This window comes from Pseudomonas luteola NBRC 103146, from assembly GCF_002091675.1.
GTDB classification, from domain to species: Bacteria; Pseudomonadota; Gammaproteobacteria; order Pseudomonadales; family Pseudomonadaceae; genus Chryseomonas; species Chryseomonas luteola.
In genome coordinates, this window is the sequence record NZ_BDAE01000014.1 from 115474 (window position 1) to 135642 (window position 20169).

At 54.4% G+C, this 20169-nt stretch carries 19 protein-coding genes; 5 read left to right on the forward strand and 14 right to left on the reverse strand.

The features are described from left to right. Window positions 1-38 precede the first annotated feature (38 nt). Together PLU01S_RS15760 and PLU01S_RS15765 are read right to left on the reverse strand one after the other, a co-directional pair. Window positions 39-923: an EamA family transporter gene (locus PLU01S_RS15760; RefSeq protein WP_074828577.1), complete on the reverse strand. Its 885-nt coding sequence runs from the start codon at window positions 921-923 to the stop codon at window positions 39-41. Window positions 924-1423: 500 nt separating this feature from the next. Next, window positions 1424-3493 carry an acyltransferase family protein gene (locus PLU01S_RS15765; protein WP_074828294.1) on the reverse strand — a complete coding sequence of 690 codons (2070 nt, stop codon included), beginning with the start codon at window positions 3491-3493 and terminating at the stop codon, window positions 1424-1426. Window positions 3494-3995: 502 nt separating this feature from the next. Between PLU01S_RS15765 and PLU01S_RS15770 the strand changes: the two genes are divergently transcribed. Next, window positions 3996-5147 (forward strand): acyltransferase family protein, encoded by a 1152-nt coding sequence (locus tag PLU01S_RS15770; protein ID WP_074828291.1) that lies wholly within the window; start codon window positions 3996-3998, stop codon window positions 5145-5147. 130 nt (window positions 5148-5277) lie between these two features. On the opposite strand, the gene PLU01S_RS15775 is transcribed toward PLU01S_RS15770, so the two are convergent. Together PLU01S_RS15775 and PLU01S_RS15780 are read right to left on the reverse strand one after the other, a co-directional pair. Then, window positions 5278-5604, reverse strand: a complete 327-nt coding sequence (locus tag PLU01S_RS15775) for a hypothetical protein (protein ID WP_010798964.1) — start codon at window positions 5602-5604, stop codon at window positions 5278-5280. 104 nt (window positions 5605-5708) lie between these two features. Next, window positions 5709-7304 carry an isocitrate lyase gene (locus tag PLU01S_RS15780; protein WP_010798965.1) on the reverse strand — a complete coding sequence of 532 codons (1596 nt, stop codon included), beginning with the start codon at window positions 7302-7304 and terminating at the stop codon, window positions 5709-5711. Window positions 7305-8048: 744 nt separating this feature from the next. Here PLU01S_RS15780 and PLU01S_RS15785 point away from each other — a divergent pair. Then, window positions 8049-8918, forward strand: coding sequence for an alpha/beta fold hydrolase (locus tag PLU01S_RS15785; protein ID WP_074828288.1), 870 nt, complete (start codon window positions 8049-8051; stop codon window positions 8916-8918). Between the two features lie 401 nt (window positions 8919-9319). Continuing rightward, window positions 9320-9814 carry a hypothetical protein gene (locus tag PLU01S_RS15790; protein ID WP_010798967.1) on the forward strand — a complete coding sequence of 165 codons (495 nt, stop codon included), beginning with the start codon at window positions 9320-9322 and terminating at the stop codon, window positions 9812-9814. A gap of 63 nt (window positions 9815-9877) precedes the next feature. Here PLU01S_RS15790 and PLU01S_RS15795 read toward each other — a convergent pair whose 3' ends face one another. Beyond that, window positions 9878-10180, reverse strand: coding sequence for a DUF1883 domain-containing protein (locus tag PLU01S_RS15795; protein ID WP_010798968.1), 303 nt, complete (start codon window positions 10178-10180; stop codon window positions 9878-9880). 226 nt (window positions 10181-10406) lie between these two features. Here PLU01S_RS15795 and PLU01S_RS15800 point away from each other — a divergent pair, with 226 nt between their 5' ends. Together PLU01S_RS15800 and PLU01S_RS15805 are read left to right on the forward strand one after the other, a co-directional pair. Further along, entirely contained in the window at window positions 10407-11768 is a 1362-nt protein-coding gene (locus tag PLU01S_RS15800; protein WP_074828285.1) for an aryl-sulfate sulfotransferase, read from the forward strand. A gap of 84 nt (window positions 11769-11852) precedes the next feature. Beyond that, the gene (locus PLU01S_RS15805; protein ID WP_074828283.1) at window positions 11853-12776 is read left to right on the forward strand and encodes a LysR family transcriptional regulator; all 924 of its coding nucleotides are present in this window, start codon (window positions 11853-11855) and stop codon (window positions 12774-12776) included. A 14-nt stretch (window positions 12777-12790) separates the two neighbouring features. On the opposite strand, the gene madM is transcribed toward PLU01S_RS15805, so the two are convergent. Genes madM through mdcA form a run of 9 tightly spaced genes read right to left on the reverse strand, consistent with a single transcriptional unit; the run spans window position 12791 to window position 20117 of the window. After that, on the reverse strand, window positions 12791-13555 hold the full coding sequence (gene madM, locus PLU01S_RS15810; protein WP_026003682.1) for a malonate transporter subunit MadM: 765 nt from the start codon (window positions 13553-13555) through the stop codon (window positions 12791-12793). Between the two features lie 8 nt (window positions 13556-13563). Then, window positions 13564-13965 (reverse strand): malonate transporter subunit MadL, encoded by a 402-nt coding sequence (madL, locus tag PLU01S_RS15815; RefSeq protein WP_010798972.1) that lies wholly within the window; start codon window positions 13963-13965, stop codon window positions 13564-13566. A gap of 60 nt (window positions 13966-14025) precedes the next feature. Beyond that, complete coding sequence (gene mdcH, locus PLU01S_RS15820; RefSeq protein WP_074828280.1) at window positions 14026-14961, reverse strand: malonate decarboxylase subunit epsilon; 936 nt, start codon at window positions 14959-14961, stop codon at window positions 14026-14028. Continuing rightward, window positions 14958-15584: a malonate decarboxylase holo-ACP synthase gene (locus PLU01S_RS15825; protein WP_074828277.1), complete on the reverse strand. Its 627-nt coding sequence runs from the start codon at window positions 15582-15584 to the stop codon at window positions 14958-14960. Before PLU01S_RS15825 ends, mdcH begins: the two co-directional genes overlap by 4 nt. 23 nt (window positions 15585-15607) lie before the next feature. Further along, complete coding sequence (gene mdcE / locus PLU01S_RS15830; RefSeq protein ID WP_074828275.1) at window positions 15608-16408, reverse strand: biotin-independent malonate decarboxylase subunit gamma; 801 nt, start codon at window positions 16406-16408, stop codon at window positions 15608-15610. Continuing rightward, complete coding sequence (locus PLU01S_RS15835) at window positions 16405-17268, reverse strand: biotin-independent malonate decarboxylase subunit beta (RefSeq protein ID WP_074828271.1); 864 nt, start codon at window positions 17266-17268, stop codon at window positions 16405-16407. The genes mdcE and PLU01S_RS15835 overlap by 4 nt, the downstream gene beginning before the upstream one ends. Next, window positions 17261-17575: a malonate decarboxylase subunit delta gene (locus tag PLU01S_RS15840; protein WP_074828268.1), complete on the reverse strand. Its 315-nt coding sequence runs from the start codon at window positions 17573-17575 to the stop codon at window positions 17261-17263. Before PLU01S_RS15840 ends, PLU01S_RS15835 begins: the two co-directional genes overlap by 8 nt. After that, window positions 17563-18447, reverse strand: a complete 885-nt coding sequence (locus tag PLU01S_RS15845; protein ID WP_074828264.1) for a triphosphoribosyl-dephospho-CoA synthase — start codon at window positions 18445-18447, stop codon at window positions 17563-17565. The genes PLU01S_RS15840 and PLU01S_RS15845 overlap by 13 nt, the downstream gene beginning before the upstream one ends. Next, complete coding sequence (gene mdcA, locus PLU01S_RS15850; RefSeq protein WP_074828261.1) at window positions 18447-20117, reverse strand: malonate decarboxylase subunit alpha; 1671 nt, start codon at window positions 20115-20117, stop codon at window positions 18447-18449. Before mdcA ends, PLU01S_RS15845 begins: the two co-directional genes overlap by 1 nt. Between the last annotated feature and the right edge of the window lie 52 nt (window positions 20118-20169).

Here is a 20169-nt window from a genome sequence, read left to right on the forward strand (position 1 = left end):
AGGACGGCTCGCTAAAGAAAACAGCAGGAACAGGTGTGTCAGTTCAATACACGTTGCCGCGGTGCAAACAGACGGCCACCAAACACATTGACTGCTAGGCCCCCCATGACCAGCAGGGCACCGACCAGCTGGAAGGACGTGAGCTGCTCATCCAGAAATACAGCTGCCGAAGCGATACCGATAATCGGCACCAGCAGCGAAAACGGTGCAACCTGGCTTGCCGGATAACGCGAGAGCAGACGGCTCCACAGGCAGTAGCCCAGCAAGGTTGCAATGAAGGCCAGATAAATGACCGCCAGAATCGATGACGTGCTGATCCCTTGCAGGGCGCTTACTATCCGGTCAGGACCTTCAAGCCAGTACGACAGTAGGTAAAAGGGGATCGGTGGAACAATGCTGCCCCATACGACCAGTCCCAGCATATCGACCTGACCAATACGCTTGGTGACGATATTTCCCATCCCCCACATGGCGGCCGCGCAGAGGGTGAGGACAAATCCCAATACGCTCAGGTTACCGCCACTTTCCATCCCAATGAAAATCAGCCCACCTGCAGCAATGATAAGGCCGATGAGGTTCTGGGGGCGGAAGCGCTCGCCCAGAAAAAGAACGGCCATCAGCAACGTAAAAAATGCCTGAGCTTGGAGTACCAGAGAGGCAAGGCCTGCCGGCATACCCACATACATGGCCGAAAACAGAAAGGAAAATTGGCCCAATGAAATGGTGGCGCCGTAGGCCAGCAACCATTTCCATGAAATGGCGGGTCGCTTGACGAAGAAAACTGCCGGTAAGGCAGCCAGGGTAAAGCGCAGCGCGCCAAGCAGCATGGGAGGTACGCCATGCAGTCCGATCTTGATCACCACGAAATTAAGCCCCCACGCCACAATGACGACCAGGGCTAGAAGCAGATCCTTAGGGGACATGTGCAACCCGTTATCCAGATGAGGCAGCCGCAGGCTGCGAAATAAAGCCGGTCTGGCATCCCTGACTGGCCCCATGGTTTGTACCTTAGGTGGTAACACCTTGTAACTATAGATACAGCTGGATGAATTTCAGGGCGAACAGTAAGGGGAGAGCGCCTGGTATTCGTGTCGTTGCACGCCGTGCTCTGGCTGATTGCGTCCAATACCCGTTTCGTTTTATTGGTGTGTTCGACACGCTGCGCATGGCTAGGCGAAACTTTGACCCTGCGAGCTGCGTATGCCTACACCTTCCCGCATTATTTGCTTTGAGCTTATCTGATTTAAAAACCGGGTAGCGGCGCTAAGCGAGACTTGATAACTACTTCTAGGGCATTAGAAGTCAATAATACCAGCCTATTTAAGAGTGCTACTGACCAAGACAGTATCGGTGCTAAAAACAGGTAATCAGCTTTAAGGATAGTGTCTGATGTGGCCCGCCGTTTGGGCGGGCCATCTTCTTTCTATCGTATAACGGTACTGGATTGACTGCTCGCAGCGTTGGATGTCTGCAGCAGACCTTGAGGCACCTTGAACGGATTGCCATAAGCCGTGATGTATTTGCGCCCAATGAGTGAGGAGCCGACCGTGTTCAAGTGGTCCCCATCCATATAGAGCGGTACATTCTCGAGCGACGAGTAGCAGCGTTCGGTATCACAGATCACCCTTTTCGGGTCGATCACAACAATGCCTGGATGTACCTTGCTCAGGTTATCGATAATCGTGTCGAAGTCCTTTTGCCGCTCATTCACCGCAACGACTGGAATAGAGCAGTCGCCATCCAGTTCGAAGGCCAGCTTCTTGATATCGCAGCGGTGCAGGTCTTCGCCCATTTCTGGAACATCCTCGATAATGACAGGCGTAGCACCAGACGCCACAACCTTGGCCACTGCGTTTTGAAGACCGGTCTGCAGCGTGTTCATGGCGATAAAGTCGTCACTGGGCGCGTCGGGGCGGATGCGGTAGAAATCCGTCATCCCCGGCTCGTTCAAGCCATACAGATACATGGCCCAACGCCCGGACAGAATCACATACTTGAACTGACTCTTTTCAATCAGGTTACTAATGACCGGGGAGGTCAGCTCAATCGACTTGTCGACGTGATTGCGACGTGGGTTCACATGAACACCTGCCACACCTGGCAGGTAGATGGTATTGGAGCGGGTTATATCGTATCCGCGAAGATTAGCCTCCTTGAGCATGACATCGATCATGCCGGTAATTGCCCCGGCGTGCGAATCACCTACCAGCAGAACATCTACTTCTTTCTTGTCCTGAACACCAAGTTTGCACTGATCTGCAGATAACGGATTCAACAGGTCCGCGCCGTTGAAACATCCTGCCCTTAGCTTGGGGAAAACTTCCTTGACGTTTTTATCCATTGTCAGGAGCGTACTGTCGTACCTGGACGCAAAGCCTTCCAGCTTGGCAGCTACCACTAGAAATGACGTTGTCATCAGGACCGGCAAGAGATAAAGAAACGCGAAGGTGTTTTGCGGCTTGAATTTGATCTGAGTACGGAAAGGCTGCTCCACGAAGCGCCAACTGAGGTATGCCAGCGCAAGGGAAACGCTGACCAGCATGATCTGATCTGTCGCCGTAATCTTTCCATGAACATAGTTATGAAAAGCGATCAGCGGCCAGTGCCATAGATACAAGGAATAGGAAATCAGGCCAATGAACACCAGCGGCCGCAACGACAACAACTGAGACGCTACGGTACGATGATGACCGCCGGACCAGATAAGTAATGCTGCTCCCAGGCATGGCCAGAGTGCATTCAGCCCTGGGAAAGGACTTGCCTTGTCCAGTACCAACGCCGGTATCAGGATCAGAGCAAGACCTGCCAGACCTGCAAGGGTAGACAAGTGTTTGCCGGGACTACCCAGTGTTCTCCAGTGCATGGCCAAAGCGCTTCCAATCAGCAGCTCAAAGGCCCGTGTCGGCAAGAGATAGTAGGCGGACAATGGCTTGTATAGCGCGCCTAGCTCGGAGATGACAATGGCAACGACCAGTACGGCAAGGATCGCCCAGTTGAACAGTTGTTTACCTAACAGGCGATAGCCGAGCAGAAATAGCAACGGCCAGACAAAATAGTACTGCTCTTCAACCGCCAGTGACCAGGTATGCAGCAGGGGAACCTCGTGACTGCTGGATGAAAAGTAGCCATCCGTATCTTTCCAGAAGTAAAAATTCGAAAGTCCGAAGTAGGAAAACAATGCACTTCGGCTAAAGCCAATCAAATCGTTTGGTAATAAAACAAAAAAAGCGGCAATGCTTGTGCAGAAAATGACTACTGTCAGTGCAGGCATTAAACGCTTGATGCGGTTTAAATAAAAACGGGTAAAGCTGAAACTGCTCCGTTCGGCCTGAGCGGCAATGTTTTGTGTAATCAGAAAACCTGAAATCACAAAAAAGACATCGACCCCTATAAATCCACCCCCAAAACCAGAAACCCCAACGTGGTTAAGTAATACAAGCAGCACAGCTATTGCTCTTAGACCATCTATGTCACTTCTGTAATCCCTTTCCATGAATAAACATGCTCCGATGAGATGAGAACTTTCACGGCTGCTAAGTTAGTTCATGGCAAAAAAGAGTAGAATTTTTTTTGAGAATTAGATCAATTATTCGACATGTACTACGTGGTTAATTTATAAAGTAAACTACAAATAATGTGCGCTTAATATCTAGGACTATGTGATGTCAATATGGGTTGCAACGATTTTAATGAGTTATCAAATTGCCACTATATAAGGCGCAGCAGCTGATTGGTTCTCGTTGGTTTGGCTTTTAAAAAAAGAGTAAGAGGATAGGGTGAGGGAGCGGGCTGCTTCATCTTTGCGGCATACAAGATGTATTGGTCAAATGGCTATCATTGTTTAAGCAGGGTGAGTTTCTTTACGATGAAGGGCTCTATCGCACTGCTTTCATGGTGCGCGTCTGGTTAAAACTGAAGTCAGATGAGCCGTAGTGGCTGTCATGGCGTTTATCTGACCGATCATAAATGGAATTATTGAAAGAGAACTCAACCAAATGACGATGACCTTTGGAATTATATCGCTGTATATAATTTCGCTCTTCGTACTTGACCATGTCTTCAACAAGACCACTATCCTGTCAAGTCAAGCGCTTTTACGATCTTCTCCGCTGGATGCACTCAGGGGCTTGCTGGCGACATCGGTCGTATGTTCCCACTTTTTTGTTACCTATAACTGGAAGGCAACGGGAGAGTGGGGCAGGTCTGATAATACCATCATGAACAATATGGGCGCGGTTCCCGTATCTATGTTCTTTATGATCACCGGATTCCTGTTTTTCGGAAAAATTTATAACAAAAGTAGTATTGACTGGAAAAGGGTTTTTAGCTCTCGAGTCAAAAGAATAATGCCTTTGTACGTTTTTGCTGTTCTAGTCGTAGCGGCTGTCAGTTTTTATCAGACTCAATTCCACTTGGTCAGTTTGCCTCAACTGGTGAAAGAAATAATACGATGGGGAATATTCAAGGGATCCTCCTTTAATGGATTTGAAGACAGCTGGTTGATCACGGCAGGTGTTCAATGGACACTAAAATACGAGTGGTTTTTCTATTTACTGTTACCGGTATTGGCAGCTCTTTTGAATCGCCAAGGCTATGGTTGGTATCTGGCTGGTTCTCTGCTTGTCGCCCTTGCTGTAATACCTGCACATTATTTTCACTTTATTGATGCGTCATTAGGCATTCTGTTTCTGGCCGGTTTCCTACCGGTGCTTGTTAAAAACCACCGTCCTCATTGGATTTCCAAGCTCAGGAGCAAACCTGCGGCGGTGCTTGCCGTGGTATTGATTGGTATCAGCATGGGGTTGGATGACTATTTTTCGTTGTTGCAAGTAAGCATGTTGGGCATAGCTTTCCTGATCATGGCGTTGGGAAACGATCTGTTTGGCCTGCTTAGTCGGCGCGGCCTCAAGACCTTGGGAGAGATCAGCTACAGCATCTATTTGCTACATGGCATCGTTCTGTACGTTGTCTTTACGCTGTGCAATGGCTTTGCCGTAACCGGCGGAAGCGTTACCAGCTACCTTGCGTTTTTACCTTTTATCCTGTTGCTAGTGTGCGGTATTTCGACGATCACGTTTCTTATGATTGAAAAGCCATTTATCCTCAAGCCCAAGCAAGGCATTGAAGCATTGGCACCGCCTCCTTGATGAGTTTTTAGTCGCTACGCGGCCTTGAGGGAGGTTGCTTTTTTTCGATCGGACCACAGCATAAAAAAACCAGGGCATGCCCTGGTTTTTTTATGTCAGAAGAGCAACCGCAAGGGCTGCCCGAATAGTCTTAAAAGTATTTTTCTATGTATTGAACACGCGGGCTGCTTTGAGCCTTTGACCATTGTTCGAGAAGCGTGCGGTACATACGTGACATGAACGTCTCGTCAGCCGCAGCGGTCTTGCCAACATAGCCTTTGCCACGATGATAGGTCTTGAAGCGAACCTTCATGTTCGGTTTTTCCTTCTCGAAGGCTTCCGGGTCGACGTTTGCCGGAAGCCGATCGATATGCACCTTGCCGGATGAGCAAATCCACAGGATGTGGTGATCATTTTTGTCCTTGCAGGAGGCATAAAGTTGTTTCAAGTCATCAAGGGTTGGGTTGTTGAGATCCATGATTGGGCTCCTCGTGAGACAGCTTCCGGTGGTACTCGGAAGGAAACGGTAAACAAGTCACTTACGGTAAAACCGGCCCGGGTGGGCCGGAATAACGTTACTCGTCAATGGAACTGGTTCATGGTGTTGTCCTTGCCGCTCGCCTTGAGGGCTGCCTCGCCTGCGAAATATTCCTTGTGATCATCCCCGATATCGGAGCCGGCCATGTTCTGGTGCTTCACACAGGCGATTCCCTGGCGAATCTCCTGGCGCTGAACGCCTTTTACATAGGCCAGCATGCCTTCATCAGCGAAGTAACCCTTCGCCAGGTTATCCGTCGACAGCGCCGCCGTGTGGTAGGTTGGCAAGGTAATGAGGTGATGGAATATCCCTGCTTCCCGGGAGCCGTCCCGCTGGAAGGTCCGAATTTTCTCATCGGCGATACGGGCCAGTTCGGTCTCGTCGTACTCTGCGCTCATCAACTTGGTACGGTCATAAGCCGATACGTCCTTGCCTTCGGCTTGCAGACTGTCGAAGACCTGCTGTCTGAAGTTCAGCGTCCAGTTGAAGGAAGGACTGTTGTTGTAGACCAGCTTGGCGTTTGGAACGACCTCGCGGATGCGGTCAACCATGCTTTTGATCTGGCCAACGTGGGGCTTTTCCGTTTCAATCCATAGCAGGTCTGCCCCGTTTTGCAGCGATGTGATGCAGTCCAATACAACGCGATCCTGCCCGCTGCCCTGACGGAACTGGAACAGGCCGCTTGCCAGACGCTTGGGACGCAGCAGCTTTCCATCACGGTTGAGAATGACGTCTCCGTTCTTCAGTTCGGCAGGGCTGATCTCTTCACAATCGAGAAAACTGTTGTATTGATCGCCCAGGTCGCCCGGTTGCTTGCTGACGGCAATCTGCTTGGTTAGCCCGGCGCCCAGGGAGTCTGTGCGAGCGACGATAACGCCGTCATCTACTCCCAACTCGAGGAATGCATAGCGAACCGCATTGATCTTGGCCAGAAAATCTTCGTGGGGTACCGTGACCTTTCCATCCTGGTGACCGCACTGTTTTTCATCCGAGACCTGGTTTTCCAGCTGGATACAGCAGGCTCCGGCCTCGATCATCTTTTTGGCCAGCAAATAGGTGGCTTCCGCATTACCAAAGCCCGCATCGATATCGGCAATGATCGGTACGATATGGGTTTCATAGCTGTCGATCTGTTGCTGGATTGCTGCAGCCTTGGCGTTTTCATCGGCTGCACGGGCAGCATCCAGCTCACGGAACAGGCCACCCAGCTCGCGTGCATCTGCCTGACGCAAAAAGGTATACAGCTCCTCGATCAAAGCCGGAACAGCCGTCTTCTCGTGCATGGACTGGTCCGGTAGTGGGCCGAACTCCGAGCGCAACGCCGCAATCATCCAGCCTGACAGATACAGGTAGCGCTTGTTGGTGGTCTTCAGATGCTTCTTGATGGAGATAAGCTTCTGCTGGCCGATAAAGCCGTGCCAGCAGCCCAGGGACTGGGTATATGCCGAGGAGTCGGCATCGTACTCAGCCATGTCTTTGCGCATGATGGCCGCGGTATAGCGCGCAATATCCAGTCCGGTCCTGAAGCGGTTTTGTATCCGCATCCGGGCGGCATATTCGGGGTTGATAGCGTTCCAACTCTTGCCTGCTGTTTCTCTCAAGGCTGCGATGGCATTGATTTCATTTTGATAAACGGACATGGGGTCAATCCTTCTCGGCTGAAAATGACTTTCGAACAGTTTTTCCTACCGTGACCTGCGTGCCGCGTATAAGCGCAGCACTGGGCTCAACGTCGAGTGCGACTGAAGGAAGCGAAACAGCAGACAAGACATCTCTAGTGATACACCCTGCAGGGATACCGCTAAAGACGAATACCTTGGATCAGGTCGTTCACCTGATACTGACCGAACCGCTGGGGTCATCTAACCGTTTCCGTACAGTTACAACTCTATGTAGTGCTTTATGGGCAGTTACTACAAAGGATGGCCCGAGGGTTACCCGGAGCGCAGCCAGAAGGCCTTTTTGGCCTCTTTCTAGCGAAAGCAGGGTTAGATTGCATGACCTTAAAAGGGTCGTCAATGCTTTTTTGTAGTGAAATTATATTTGTACTACAAAAGTAGTAGTGATCAGACGATGCGGCTACAACCCAGCGTTCATGCACCTTTTAGGGTGAAGGGGCATCCTGCTTTTGACTGATGAGTCACCTGGAAGCATGGAGTTTTGTGCCGCTGAAGGAGAAAACAAAGAGGGAAGGCTCTAGGGTGAGGGCGGGCACTTTACAAGTAACGCCGCAGGCGATGGTCTAGTTTGCTCATTTCAACCCTTGCAACATGGTGACCGAGGTTGTCTGCCGTCCTTTGATTCAATGGACGATGCTATCGGAACGATGTCAGGGCAAAGCAGTTCTTAACGTCATACCTTTGAACACTGCTGGAGCGTTCACTATGCAAGAGGTTGCAGTCACTCATCACAAGAGGCGTGCAAATGGCATTCTCCAGCATTATGTGGATGCCGGTAGCGGGGCGCCCGTCGTGCTGTTGCACGGCTTTCCTGAAACTTCCTACGCTTGGCGCCAACAGATCCCGGTGCTGGCGCAGCACTATCGCGTTATTGCTCCTGATCTAAGAGGTTATGGTGAGACCGAAAAGCCGTCGACAGGCTATGACAAGCGCACCATGGCCAATGACCTGTGTGCCCTGTTGGATAGTCTTGGGATAAAGCGTATAGCTCTGGTAGGCCATGACCGCGGTGCACGTGTTGCTACGCGCTTTGCCAAGGATCATCCGCAGCGGCTCGAACGTCTGGTCGTCATGGACAATGTTCCAACACGAACCGTTTCCACCCAGATGAATGCAATCATTGCAAAGCACTATTGGTTCTTCATGTTTCATCTGGTGCCTGATCTTCCAGAACGTCTCATTTCAGGCAAGGAGGACATATGGCTTCGACATTTCTTTTCCGATTGGTGCTACGACCCCACGACGATTACGGGCGAAGCCTTTGACCATTATGTCCGCGCTTATCAAATGCCAGGTGCGGTCCGAGGTGCCATGGCCGATTACCGGGCTAATGCTGAAGACCTGGCGCAGGATAATGAAGATGCGGACGTGAAAATCAGCTGTCCGACATTGTCACTCTGGGGCGCTAATTTCGAAGCAGTAGGCAAGTTGTTCGATATGCCGTCCGTATGGGCAGAGCTGGCCACAGACCTAAAGACCGTTGCCATCGACCAGTGTGGTCATTTACCCCATGAGGAGAGAGCCGAGCGCGTTAATGAGCTATTGCTGGAATTCCTGAAGCCTTGGAAGGGCTAGCCCTGATGACCTCATGAGAAAGGTCAGGCTGCGAACCGCCTTGAAAAAAGGCACCTCGTCTCATTTCTCCCAAAACGTGCCGCACATGTCGCCTGTGAGTGCCTGCACATGGGCTAAATAAAGTTTCTGGCATGAACTAAATAGCATTGATTTGTCTACATGGCACATTGATGCTATTTCGTGAAGTAGCTCTTCGTAACGAGGTATTGCATCTGCTAACGCAGGCGTGCCGTTACAAGGTGCTTCATCATCCCCATGGAGAAGGGGCATATCTGAACAAGAGGAGGCTCAACGTAAAGCCCAGCAGTAGTACCTGCATGGTAAGGAAGAAATCTGGCAGTTAAAGAAGTCGCTGGAATGCAGCGTGGGATAGGCATACGCAACTTAAAAGGATTAAGGCGATGCAGGAAACAATCGTACAACCTGAGTCATTTGTTCAGGGATTAAGTGATTACGTCAGCAAAGAAGACGCAGTCAATACCCAAAAGACCATTCATCAAGACGCCTTTATTCGGGGACTTAAAGAGCGGCTACCCGCCGAGACGCGGGATACCTTTACCGCCGAGCAACTGGCCTCATTGAAGCTGGCCTTCGGTACTCGCCCCTGGAGCAAACACCCGGTCGATGTCCGGACTACGTTCAAATTCTTTCGTAGTCGTTACTACTTTGTAATGGTGGCTGGCAAAGGCCATGCAGACGAGCAAAAAAGAACATCAGAGCTTTCGTTATTTGCCAAGGCCTTTGTCAAAGGCTCGTTGATGCTGATCTGGTTCACCGTCGCCTCCATTCTGCTGACTTTCTGCCTTTACATTCTCAAGTCAGCTCTGAATATCGACTTTTTCCCGGACTTTTCCTTTGGTATCTGGGACTGGTTTCAAAGTCTGTTTGATCGTTGAGCCCGGGGCCCGAAAGCCCACGAATCGCCTGCTCGTGCTACAGAGCAGGCGAAGGGTCATTGCCTAACGAAAATCGGAAGGGGATTTCCGGACGATCTTAATGGAGTGGGTAAACGTCGGCTTGCGGGTTACGCTGATTGGGCGCCGCGTCACGACATCAAGCGTAATGTTCCAGAAGCCTGTGCTTGGAACCTTGATCTTGGCGGGGAACCGGTCAAACGCGCCGCCGTGATAGGTATGCCGACCGCCGTTTTTGAAACTGCGAAAGTTGGCGTCGTTCATGAGGCGAATATTGCAGGTCTGCGAGCAGTCGATAACGACCATATCACCTTCGTTAAGGTGCTCGCGCTGGTGTACGAATTTCATTGCAGCTCCACAGCGCTGTCTTTCAAAGGTGAACGATACCATAGCCCGGGCGTGGCTATCCCATGTGATTGGTCGCGTGCTGAGTCAGTAGTCGGTCTCACCTCGTCAACACAGGTGCCTATCTCCCGATCATCCGTGCGCGTGCAGTGCACTTACCCTTGCGTTGCTCTCTAATGCATCCACAGGCGAGCCATTTAGTGGCGAACGTTAAGGGGATGAGGGTTTAATGACTATACGCTCGAAGATATCGTTTCTGCTTCTAGCCGGCCTGCTGGCTTGCGGCTCTGCATCAGCCATGTCCAGTTCGGTACCAACCGGCACGACGTTTTATGATCCCGAAAAGGCGTATGGCAGCTTTGTGCTGTTTGATGGTAGCGACCAGCGTACTCACCTGATCGACATGAATGGCAATGAGGTAAAACAGTGGCGTTATCCTGGCTTTCCGTCGGTTGCGCTGACGCCGGAGCAGGCTGGTGGAGAAAAAGGGCATGTACTTGTGCAGTTGGGAAATCTGGACAAACCGGTTTCCCTGGCATCATCAGGGAATGGACTCTACAACCAGGTAGTAGGGGAAGTGAGCTGGGATGGACAGGTGCGCTGGCAGTGGGGAAGCCGTGAAGCCCCAGCCTATCAACATCATGACATACGCCGTCTGGCGAATGGCGATACCTTGATGCTGACCAGTGAACTGACCCCGTTGGCCGGTTTTTCGGCGCCGCAAGTGATTGATAATCTGATCCGACAAATTGATCAAACTGGAAAACAGGTCTGGCAATGGCGGGTATCGGATCACCTGGATGAGCTGGGATTTACACCCGAGCAGATCTCACTGATTCGTGAGTCGGATGATCCGGATTTTCTGCATCTCAATACGGCAGCACCCCTTGGCGCCAACCATTGGCACCAGCAGGGCGATTCTCGCTTTGCGCCTGACAACATCATGGTTAGCGCTCGCAACGCCAATGTGGTCTTTATCGTAGAGCGCAAGACCGGCAAGGTCGTATGGCGGCTTGGGCCTGATTATCCTGAAGTAAAGCTGGCCGGTCCGGTGCCACGACCTGTAGACCAGATCGTAGGCCAGCACGACACCCACCTCATTCCTGAAGGTTTGCCGGGTGCTGGCAACCTCCTGCTGTTCGATAATCAGGGCAGTGCCGGTTTTCCTCCTGCACGCAAGGGCATTTTTTCAGCGTCTCGTATTCTCGAGATCGATCCCGTGACCCGCAAAATCGTATGGCAATATACAGCCGTACAGTCTGGCCGCGCACCCTGGACCTTTTTCAGTGCATTTATCAGTAATGCCCGCCGCCTGCCTAACGGCAACACTCTTATCAATGAAGGTCAGAATGGCCGTCTCTTCCAGATCACGCCCGCGGGGGAGATCGTCTGGGAATATATCAGCCCGTACACTGGCAAGTCGGCCCCAACGGATCGCTATGTGACCAACCGCGTGTACCGGGCAGAGGCGGTAAACTACGACTGGGCCCCATCCGGCACTCCGCATAAGGAAAATGCCGTAACGGCTGATTGCGAGCGTTATCCAATGGCACCCCAATGCGTAAAAGTCGAGGTGGATTCAGGGCAATAGCCTGGCAGGAAACAAGTGCCAGCGTAGCCCGGTTGCGACGTGAAACAATGGAACCATCCCTGTCAACGAACGATAAGGCGTTTCATGGCGATCGATGAAGAACTGACTCTGAAGAAGCTGGAGATCTTTCTGGCATTCATGCGCAGCGGCAACTTGGGGCGGGCCGCAGCCGAGCTCGGAACGAGCAATGTCAGTGTCCACCGGGCTATCCACTCGCTGGAGAGTGCGCTGCGCTGCCCGCTGTTCAAGCATGAAGGGCGCAACCTGACGCCACTGGATGGGGCCTTCGTTCTGGAAGCACGGGCACAACAGCTCATGCAGGATCTGACCGAGACCATACGGCTGACGCGTCTGGCAGCCGGTTTCTCATCCGACCGTTTCCGCCTGGGCGCGCTGTATTCACTTACAGTCAAGACCGTGCCCCAGCTGATCATGGGGCTCAAGCTTCGCCGTAGCGAACTCAATATCGACCTGATTCTGGGCTCCAATGCCGACCTGACCTACCAGCTCAGGAACATGAAGCTGGACGCGATGCTCATCGCGCTGGATGACGGAATGGCTGATCCCGATTGCGAGAGCGTTGAACTCTTTCGCGATGACATCTATCTGGCCGCGCCTGCAGACTCCCCGTTTACTCATCAGGATATGGTGGACCTGCGTGACCTGCATGGGGTGCCCTTCGTGACGTTGACTGAAGGTTTTGCCACCTTCAGGGATGGACGGCAGGTGTTTCATCAAGCTGGTTTCGAGCCGGACGTCATCATGCAGGTTAACGATATCTTCTCGCTCATGAGCATGGTCAGTTCAGGCGTAGGGTATGCACTACTCCCGGGGCGGGTTGAGGCAGTGTATGAAAACCGAATCCGTCTGGTGCCGCTAGCCCCTCAGTACCGCTTGCAACAACGAATTGGCGTAGTGTTCTTGCGTAGCAAGGAGCGTGATCCAAACCTGCTGGCGTTTCTTGCCGAATGCAGGATGTATTCACGCAAGATGAATGCGGAGCCATAAGGCTCCGCATCACCTCAGCCAAAGATTGCACGTGTGACGAGAAAGAGTAGCGAAGGTCCGAGCAGGCAACCGATCGCTGTATAAAATGCGGCCGTCAGACAGCCATAGGGCACAAGTTTCGGGTCGGTTGCAGCCAGTCCCCCAGCCACGCCGCTAGACGTTCCGACAAGCCCACCAAAGATGACAGCCGTGCGTGGGTTGTCCAGGCCAATATAGCGCGCCACAAACGGGGTCGCGACCATGGCCACGATGGCCTTGACCAGGCCTGCCGCAATGGAAAGCGCCATGACTTCCGAACTGGCACCAATCGCGGCTCCGGTGACAGGGCCAACGATATAGGTGACGGCACCGGCGCCAATTGTGGTTAGGCTTACGGCGTCGGTATAGCCAAAGGCAAGCGCCACGGCAACCCCTGCAATGAACGACGTCCCCACCCCTACAAACAGTGACAGCACGCCGGCAAGACCCGCCTCCTTGAGCTCGTCCACGTTAACGCCGAAGGCGGTGGCGGCAATGGCAAAATCCCTGAGCATGGCGCCGCCCAGTATGCCCAGGCCGGAAAGCAGCGGAATATCTACCAGTCCCTTCTGGCCGCCCGTCGTGACCCCACCGATATAAGCCAATAGCAGTCCAAAAAAGATTGCAATGGCGGAGCCGTGCAGGCGGCCCTTGGTCAGCTTGGCGCTGAGCCAATAAGAAACCCACATGGTAACGCCTATCAGGGCAAAGGCGCTGATCATGCCGTACGCCTGGGTGACCTTGGTCAGTGATTCAATAATCATGTCAGTCACCGTTGTACGCTGGCCAGCTGATCAAGGGCAGGTGCTACCGTTTTTTTTCGGCCCACTTTGTTCAGTACTGGCACTAGGGCAAACGCGATGGCAATGGCTAGAAAGCCGGCAAGAATAGCCGCCGGGCCGCCCTTGAGTGCACCAGCCACATTTTGCTGGGCCGCCATGGCCACGACGATGGGAATGTAGATCGCGCTCCAGAACTCTACGCCTTGTTCGGTCTTGGGATGAAACTTGCCGTGCTTGCCGATCCAGCTACTTAGAAAGATGAGCATCAGCATGGCGATGCCAACACCGCCCACGTTTGCAGGGACACCGATTAGTTTGCCGAGCACTTCACCGATAAAGATGCCGGTCAGCGTGCAGATGGAGAGTAGAGCCACACCGTAGATAATCATTGTTATTGTCCTCTGGGTCGAAGTTCTTGTTCTTGTGCTTCGAAACACTAGGCGATCTCTCTATCGGTCGCGATTGGCCTCCTCGCGCAGCAGCGCAGTAATGGTGTCGGTCCGTGTACCTTGAAACGCCACCGCAGTTCCGGGGTTGATGACGCGTTTGGCAAGCGTGGTCAGCACCGTGCCGGGCGCCAACTCAACGGTCAGGCGAACGCTGCGTTCCTGAGCATTCTGCAAGGTCGCATGCCATTCCACGGTGCGGGACATATTAAAGGCCAGATCATCGGCAAGCCGCGCTGGGTCCATGATGAGCCGGGCGGAGCTACCACTCAGGTAGCGTATCCGGGGACGACGCAAGGTTATCGCCTGGAAGGCGGCGGCGAGCCGATTGGCCGGCTCGGTCAATAAAGCGCAATGGGAGGGTACGCTGACGGCCAGGCGGCGTGTAACGCCGGTACCGCCTGAGCGAACCTTTTCGGCCAGGGCTGCCAGCGCAACGTCCGAGCCGGACGCGATAAACTGTTGTTCGGCATTGCTGTTGGCTAGAAAGACAGGCGCATCTGCGGTCGAGGTAGCCTCTATCAGGCATTCAGCCTCATGACGCTGTAGCCCCAGCATCGCCAGCATTCCATACCCGTTGGGAAACGCCTCTTGCATCAGCTTGCCGCGCAGATCCACCAGCCTTAACGCATCGGTATAGTCGAGCGCGTTAGCTATAACGGCGGCTGGGTAGGCACCAATGGAGAGGCCAGCGACATAGTCCGGGGCAGGGGCCTGTTCCAACAACAGACGTGCACTGGCAACGCCTGCAATCAACAGGCAGAGCTGAACAGCATGTGTCGATTGCAAGGCCTCAGCGGTATCCAGCATGTCGAGCGACACATTGAGGATGGCTTCAGCTTCCTGCAAGGCGTCTCGCACAACCGGCTCGTCTGGCAGCGCGTGTAGCATGCCTGGCTGCTGCGCACCTTGGCCGGGGAACAGGAAAAGGCTGCTCACGCAGCGATCTCCGCCAAGTGCCAGGGATCAGTGACCAGACAGGCTCCACTGGCTCGCTTGAGCAGGACACGGCTGCTTGACTGCGCCCACTCACGCAAGGCAACGCCTCCCTGGGGGGTTTCCAGTTGAATGTCCAGGCGGCACGGTGCCTTGTCCAGCTTATTCAGCAGGGCTAATGCCTGTGACCGGGAAAGAGGTGCGGGTGCACCTATGAGCAGATCGAGATCGCTTTCAGCGTGTAACGTGCGGATACCCGTCGCAAGCTGGAAACCCGCACTGCCGGTCACCCCCCAGACGAGACCGGTAGCATCCAGGCAAGGTTTGGCCCATACTAGGGCTGTCATGGCAGGTAGATCAATCGGGTGACTGCTGACGGCCGCAACCAGTTGTTCGGGTGACCGGCTACGAACGACATGGTCCAAAGCCATCCAGGTGCCGAAACGCTCTTCGCGCCCGCGGCCTCGTATGCCTACGGCCACAACGTCGGGTTTGCCCTCGGCACGCCGGACAACGACCGGCTCCCCAGCCGCGACTGCTGTGAAGGCCCATTGCGGTGCTGTGGCAGGCAGCTGTTCCGGGGTGAATCCCCATAGCAGATCATGTGGGCGAGGGCCTGGCTTCATAAAGCCTCCGTAATCAATTAGAGTCACCATTGTTCCAGCAGCTTTTCCCGCACCTGTCGTGATGCGCTGCGATTAGGGGCGTCCAGGCGGCCACGCAAATCATGCGATCCTGCCGCAATATCGGCCACGGCCTGTTGCAGGCATTCGCTTACCCGATTGATATCGCCTTCGGTAGGACGTTCGATGCGCTCGACCGACAGCGTCTCCCATAGCAGACCCAGCGAGGCATAGTTATCGAGGTCGTATGCCATGGGTGGAATGTTTGCCGCCAACGCTTCCAGCTCGTCGACGCTGCGCAGGGTGATGCGTGCTGCTGATGCCTTGCCCATTGCATGCACCTCAACACCGGGATCGCGCAGCGCAATAAGACGGTTGGCCTGATAGCCATGAGCAAGAAACGCACCGGACATCGCCTTGCCCACAATCAAACCCACAACCGGATGGCCTGCGAGCCGAGCGCGTGCATAGGCATCTACTGCACCTGCTAAGGCCTGGTGGATACCCAGCGCTTCCTCACGTCGGCCATATGCCTGGCTTGGCACGTCAATAATGGCAACCAATGCGCGTTTGGTATCGTGATCGCGGTCGGCTTCTATGGCTTCATCAATGATCCGGCCCAAGCCCCAGCCTTCGAGCAACCCCACCTCACCTCGGCGAGCGCGGGGAAAGGGGTTTTGCTCATCGGGGACCACTGCAATCACGCGAGCCGGTAAGCTACCTAGTGTTGTATCGCAGACCTTTAGCGAGGCGGGCAGACCTTCAAAGGGTTTCGCATTAGGTGAAAGTGCGTTGAACCAGATCAGTCCACGTGTAGAGAGTGTCATTTCACACCTCCTTCATCGCCAGCGGCGTATAGGTCGCGGACGGTTACCGCATCGATGGGTTGTTCGGGTTCAAGACGGCCGAGGCGGTCAAGAAACCAGGCGTACCGCCGGCTACGCTCGAGCGCAGGCTTACCTTGTCTGAAACAGGTACGAATCTGCGCATGGATCGTTTCGGTATCATCAGGCACATAGGCGTCCACAAGACCCGTCACGTGGCGCTGCTCACCTCCGGTCAGGCTCCAGATGAAGGGGCGATCTCGAGAGTCGTACTCCTCGATTCCCGCCTCTTGCTCAATGACTTGAGGACCATTCAGGCCCAGCCGTGCCTCTTGCGTCACGATCAGATAGCTGCACAGTCCGGCAGCGATGGACATACCACCAAAACAACCAACGGGGCCGGCGATAACGGCCACGACCGGTTGATACTCTCGGAGATCGACGATAGCCGCCTGGATTTCAGCAATAGCGGCCAGTCCCAAGTTGGCTTCCTGCAGACGTACGCCACCGGTCTCCAGCAAAAGCACGGCGCGGGTTGGGATACCGTTACGGTTGTCTTCAGCCGCCAGCTCCAGAGCACCAGCAATCTTGGCTCCGCCCACTTCACCCATGCTTCCACCCTGGAAAGCGCCTTCAATGGCAGCAATTACAGCAGGCTGGCCGTCAATCGTACCCTTGGCAATGACTACGCCATCATCCGCTTGCGTCACGATGCCCTGCTTGGGTAACCAAGGCGACATCATGCGTTCAAACGGGCCGATCAATTCGCAGAAGCTGCCCTGATCAAGCAGGGCGCGAGCCCGCTGCCGGGCACCCAATTCAATGAAACTGCGAGGTTGGAGTAGGCGTGCGGTATCAGTCATGGCGCGCTCCTTCCAGCTGTAGTTCTTCCAATCCCTGCTCAAGACGCAAGCGCACGACGCCGGGCGTAGCGCCAAAGTCGTGGATTTCGATATTTAACGCCGGTGGCGTCTGCTCACGAAACATCCGCTCGAACAGGTTTTGCCAACGTGCCGCACTGCCATTTACCGATGTCACGACATTCAACGTGAGCGTGCCAGCCTCACCGGGTTCCAGCAGCACCTCCAGGTCTCCCGAGCCAACACAGCCTACCAGGGCTTTACCCTGAGAGGGCTGGCCGGCCGGAAATTCAAACTTCAAGGTTTCCATGAGATAGCGCTCCTCTGCAGGCAGGATTCCAAGCGATCAAGAAACAGGGTGGCGGCCAGCAGATCGGCAGCGCCACCGGGGGATGCATTCAGACGTAGTAACGCGTCGTCCAGTTGGCGCAACGCGCGTCTGCCCGCCAGGGTTGCGCTGCCTCCCTGCGCAAGGACTGCCTGCGCGCCGTGCTGAAGCGTATCCAGGCCTTCAAGACCCGCCCGATGCAGGACGCAGGTATCCGGTAAAACGGCCATGATGGCGATAAGCGCATCAAGCCGCGCATTTTGCTCTCCGGCGCCTTTCGCCCGGCTCTTCAACAGTTGTGGTAAACCATGCCCTACGACAGCTGGGAACCCCGCTTGCGCCTGTTCACGCGCGCCGGGGAGACCGTAGCGGGCGCAGGCCCTGAGGCCATGACTGTTCTGTACCTCAGGCGCAAATCGATCAGGCTGGCGTGCCAACAGAGCGGCGCGGTGAGCCACGTCCGTAGGAGAACCGTGTTCCGGCTCAAACGCCGCGGCAGCAGTCAGCAGGCCCAGCGCCCAGATCGCGCCACGGTGCGTATTGACTCCGCCAGTGGTTTCCAACATGACACTTTCGCCCTTGCGGCCTAGCTGACCCAGCGTCTCGCGCAAGGACTGGTCCAAGTCCTGCGCAACACTGGCGGCTTCCGCCATGTCTTGAAAGGTTTGCCGCAGTGCATAGGCCGAGCTGTGCATTAGCCCCAGGTTCAGGTCCGTATGCGCGCCATTACTGCGGCGATCGACCAAACCAGGTTTGGGTGAAAGATCTGCCTCGTCAATCAGAACCTGCACAGCCAGATCAGCCAGCTGTCCGGCGATGGAAGAGGGAAGGGGTACCGCGATCAAGGCACGCATTACCAACTCCTGAATTTGGCTGGAGGGGTGTAGAGGGCGCCTGACCACTCGACAAGATCGGCAATGCTCTTGGCTGCCAAGAGTTCACGTGTAGCGTCGGTACGGCGAATACCCAAGTCTTCCGGCAGAGCCAGCAGGCCGTCACGGCGCATCTGCTCGGATCGTTTAGGATCGTGGCGTAAACCGATATCAGTCACACCCGCAACCGCCGCAATCAGTGCCCGACGCTCCTCCTGAGAGCGGGCCTTGTAGAGGTAGGCAATACCTTCCTCCGTCAACAGGTGAGTAACGTCGTCACCGTAGATCATCACCGGTGCCAGCGGCATGCCGCTTTTTTTGGCAACATCGACAGCATCGAGCGTATCGACGAACGTGGGTTTGCCACCCTCCTGGAAGGTCTCGACCATCTGCACCACCAGCTTACGGCCACGCTCAAGCATGGCGGTCGGACCTTCCTCCACTCGCATGTCAAGCCATGCGGGTGTGCTGTGGCGACGGCCATGAGGGTCATGCCCCATGTTGGGTGCGCCTCCAAATCCGGCCAGGCGTCCACGTGTTACGGTGGATGAATTTCCATCGCCATCCACTTGTAGCGTTGCGCCAATGAACAGGTCAACGGCGTATTGGCCTGCCAGTTGGCACATCATTCGATTGGAGCGCATCGAGCCATCGCGCCCGGTAAAGAACACGTCCGGCCGGGCTGCGATGTAGTTTTCCATGCCCAGTTCGGTGCCGAAGCAATGCACGCTTTCTACCCAGCCGCTTTCAATCGCCGGAATCAGCGTGGGATGCGGATTGAGCGTCCAGTTACGACAGATCTTACCCTTGAGACCCAGGCGTTCACCGTATGTAGGCAGGATCAGTTCGATCGCAGCCGTATTAAACCCAATCCCGTGGTTGAGTGACTGTACATTGTGTTTTTCGTAGATTCCTCGGATCGCCATCATTGCCATGAGCACATGGACGGGCTTGATATGGCGTGGGTCTCGGGTAAACAGGGGCTCGATGTAAAAGGGCTTATCTGCTACCACTACAAAGTCGACCCACGAGGCAGGGATATCCACGCGGGGCAGATCACTTGTGTCGTCCACCAATTCGTTGACCTGAACGATGACGATGCCATCGCTAAAGGCACCTGCCTCGATAAGGGCGGGCGTGTCCTCGGTGCTGGCGCCGGTATAAATATTCCCGTGGCGATCTGCCTTGAAGCCAGCGGACAACACAACGTTGGGAATCAAGTCCACCAACAGCCGTGAGTAGAGCTCGATATAGGTATGGATAGCGCCAACTTCCAGCAGTCCGTCTTCGAGCAGCTGACTGATACGCAGACTCTGTGTGCCAGCAAAGGAGAAGTCCAGTTTATGGGCGATACCGCGCTCAAACAGATCCAGGTGTTCGGCGCGCCCTACGCTTGGCATGATCATGTGCAGATCATGGAGCTTGCCAGGATCGGCCTTTACCAATGAGCGAGACAGAAAGTCAGCCTGTTTCTGATTGTTGCCTTCCAGCACCACGCGATCACCGGGAGCAATCAGCGCTTCAAGGGCTTCAACGATCCGATCGGTTCGGATGACCGCGCCTTCGGCATAGGCACTTGCCTGGGCGACTCGCCGCTGCTTTTCGGTGCGCCGCCGCGACCATTGAGGTGGAGGAGAGGTTATTGTCATGATGACTCCACGAAGTCCGCTGTCGTGGTCTCACGCTAGACCTCCTCAGGCGGAC

Bases quoted from the DNA above. Each gene is read 5' to 3' on its own strand.
- PLU01S_RS15845 (WP_074828264.1), bottom strand. From the start codon at position 18,447: ATGCGTGCCTTGATCGCGGTACCCCTTCCCTCTTCCATCGCCGGACAG.
- madL (WP_010798972.1), bottom strand. From the start codon at position 13,965: ATGATTATCTACGGTGTGGCTCTACTCTCCATCTGCACGCTGACCGGC.
- PLU01S_RS15770 (WP_074828291.1), top strand. From the start codon at position 3,996: ATGACGATGACCTTTGGAATTATATCGCTGTATATAATTTCGCTCTTC.
- PLU01S_RS15775 (WP_010798964.1), bottom strand. From the start codon at position 5,604: ATGGATCTCAACAACCCAACCCTTGATGACTTGAAACAACTTTATGCC.
- PLU01S_RS15835 (WP_074828271.1), bottom strand. From the start codon at position 17,268: ATGACTGATACCGCACGCCTACTCCAACCTCGCAGTTTCATTGAATTG.
- PLU01S_RS15800 (WP_074828285.1), top strand. From the start codon at position 10,407: ATGACTATACGCTCGAAGATATCGTTTCTGCTTCTAGCCGGCCTGCTG.
- PLU01S_RS15795 (WP_010798968.1), bottom strand. From the start codon at position 10,180: ATGAAATTCGTACACCAGCGCGAGCACCTTAACGAAGGTGATATGGTC.
- PLU01S_RS15840 (WP_074828268.1), bottom strand. From the start codon at position 17,575: ATGGAAACCTTGAAGTTTGAATTTCCGGCCGGCCAGCCCTCTCAGGGT.
- PLU01S_RS15760 (WP_074828577.1), bottom strand. From the start codon at position 923: ATGTCCCCTAAGGATCTGCTTCTAGCCCTGGTCGTCATTGTGGCGTGG.
- mdcE (WP_074828275.1), bottom strand. From the start codon at position 16,408: ATGACACTCTCTACACGTGGACTGATCTGGTTCAACGCACTTTCACCT.
- PLU01S_RS15780 (WP_010798965.1), bottom strand. From the start codon at position 7,304: ATGTCCGTTTATCAAAATGAAATCAATGCCATCGCAGCCTTGAGAGAA.
- PLU01S_RS15790 (WP_010798967.1), top strand. From the start codon at position 9,320: ATGCAGGAAACAATCGTACAACCTGAGTCATTTGTTCAGGGATTAAGT.
- PLU01S_RS15825 (WP_074828277.1), bottom strand. From the start codon at position 15,584: ATGAAGCCAGGCCCTCGCCCACATGATCTGCTATGGGGATTCACCCCG.
- PLU01S_RS15785 (WP_074828288.1), top strand. From the start codon at position 8,049: ATGCAAGAGGTTGCAGTCACTCATCACAAGAGGCGTGCAAATGGCATT.
- PLU01S_RS15805 (WP_074828283.1), top strand. From the start codon at position 11,853: ATGGCGATCGATGAAGAACTGACTCTGAAGAAGCTGGAGATCTTTCTG.
- PLU01S_RS15765 (WP_074828294.1), bottom strand. From the start codon at position 3,493: ATGGAAAGGGATTACAGAAGTGACATAGATGGTCTAAGAGCAATAGCT.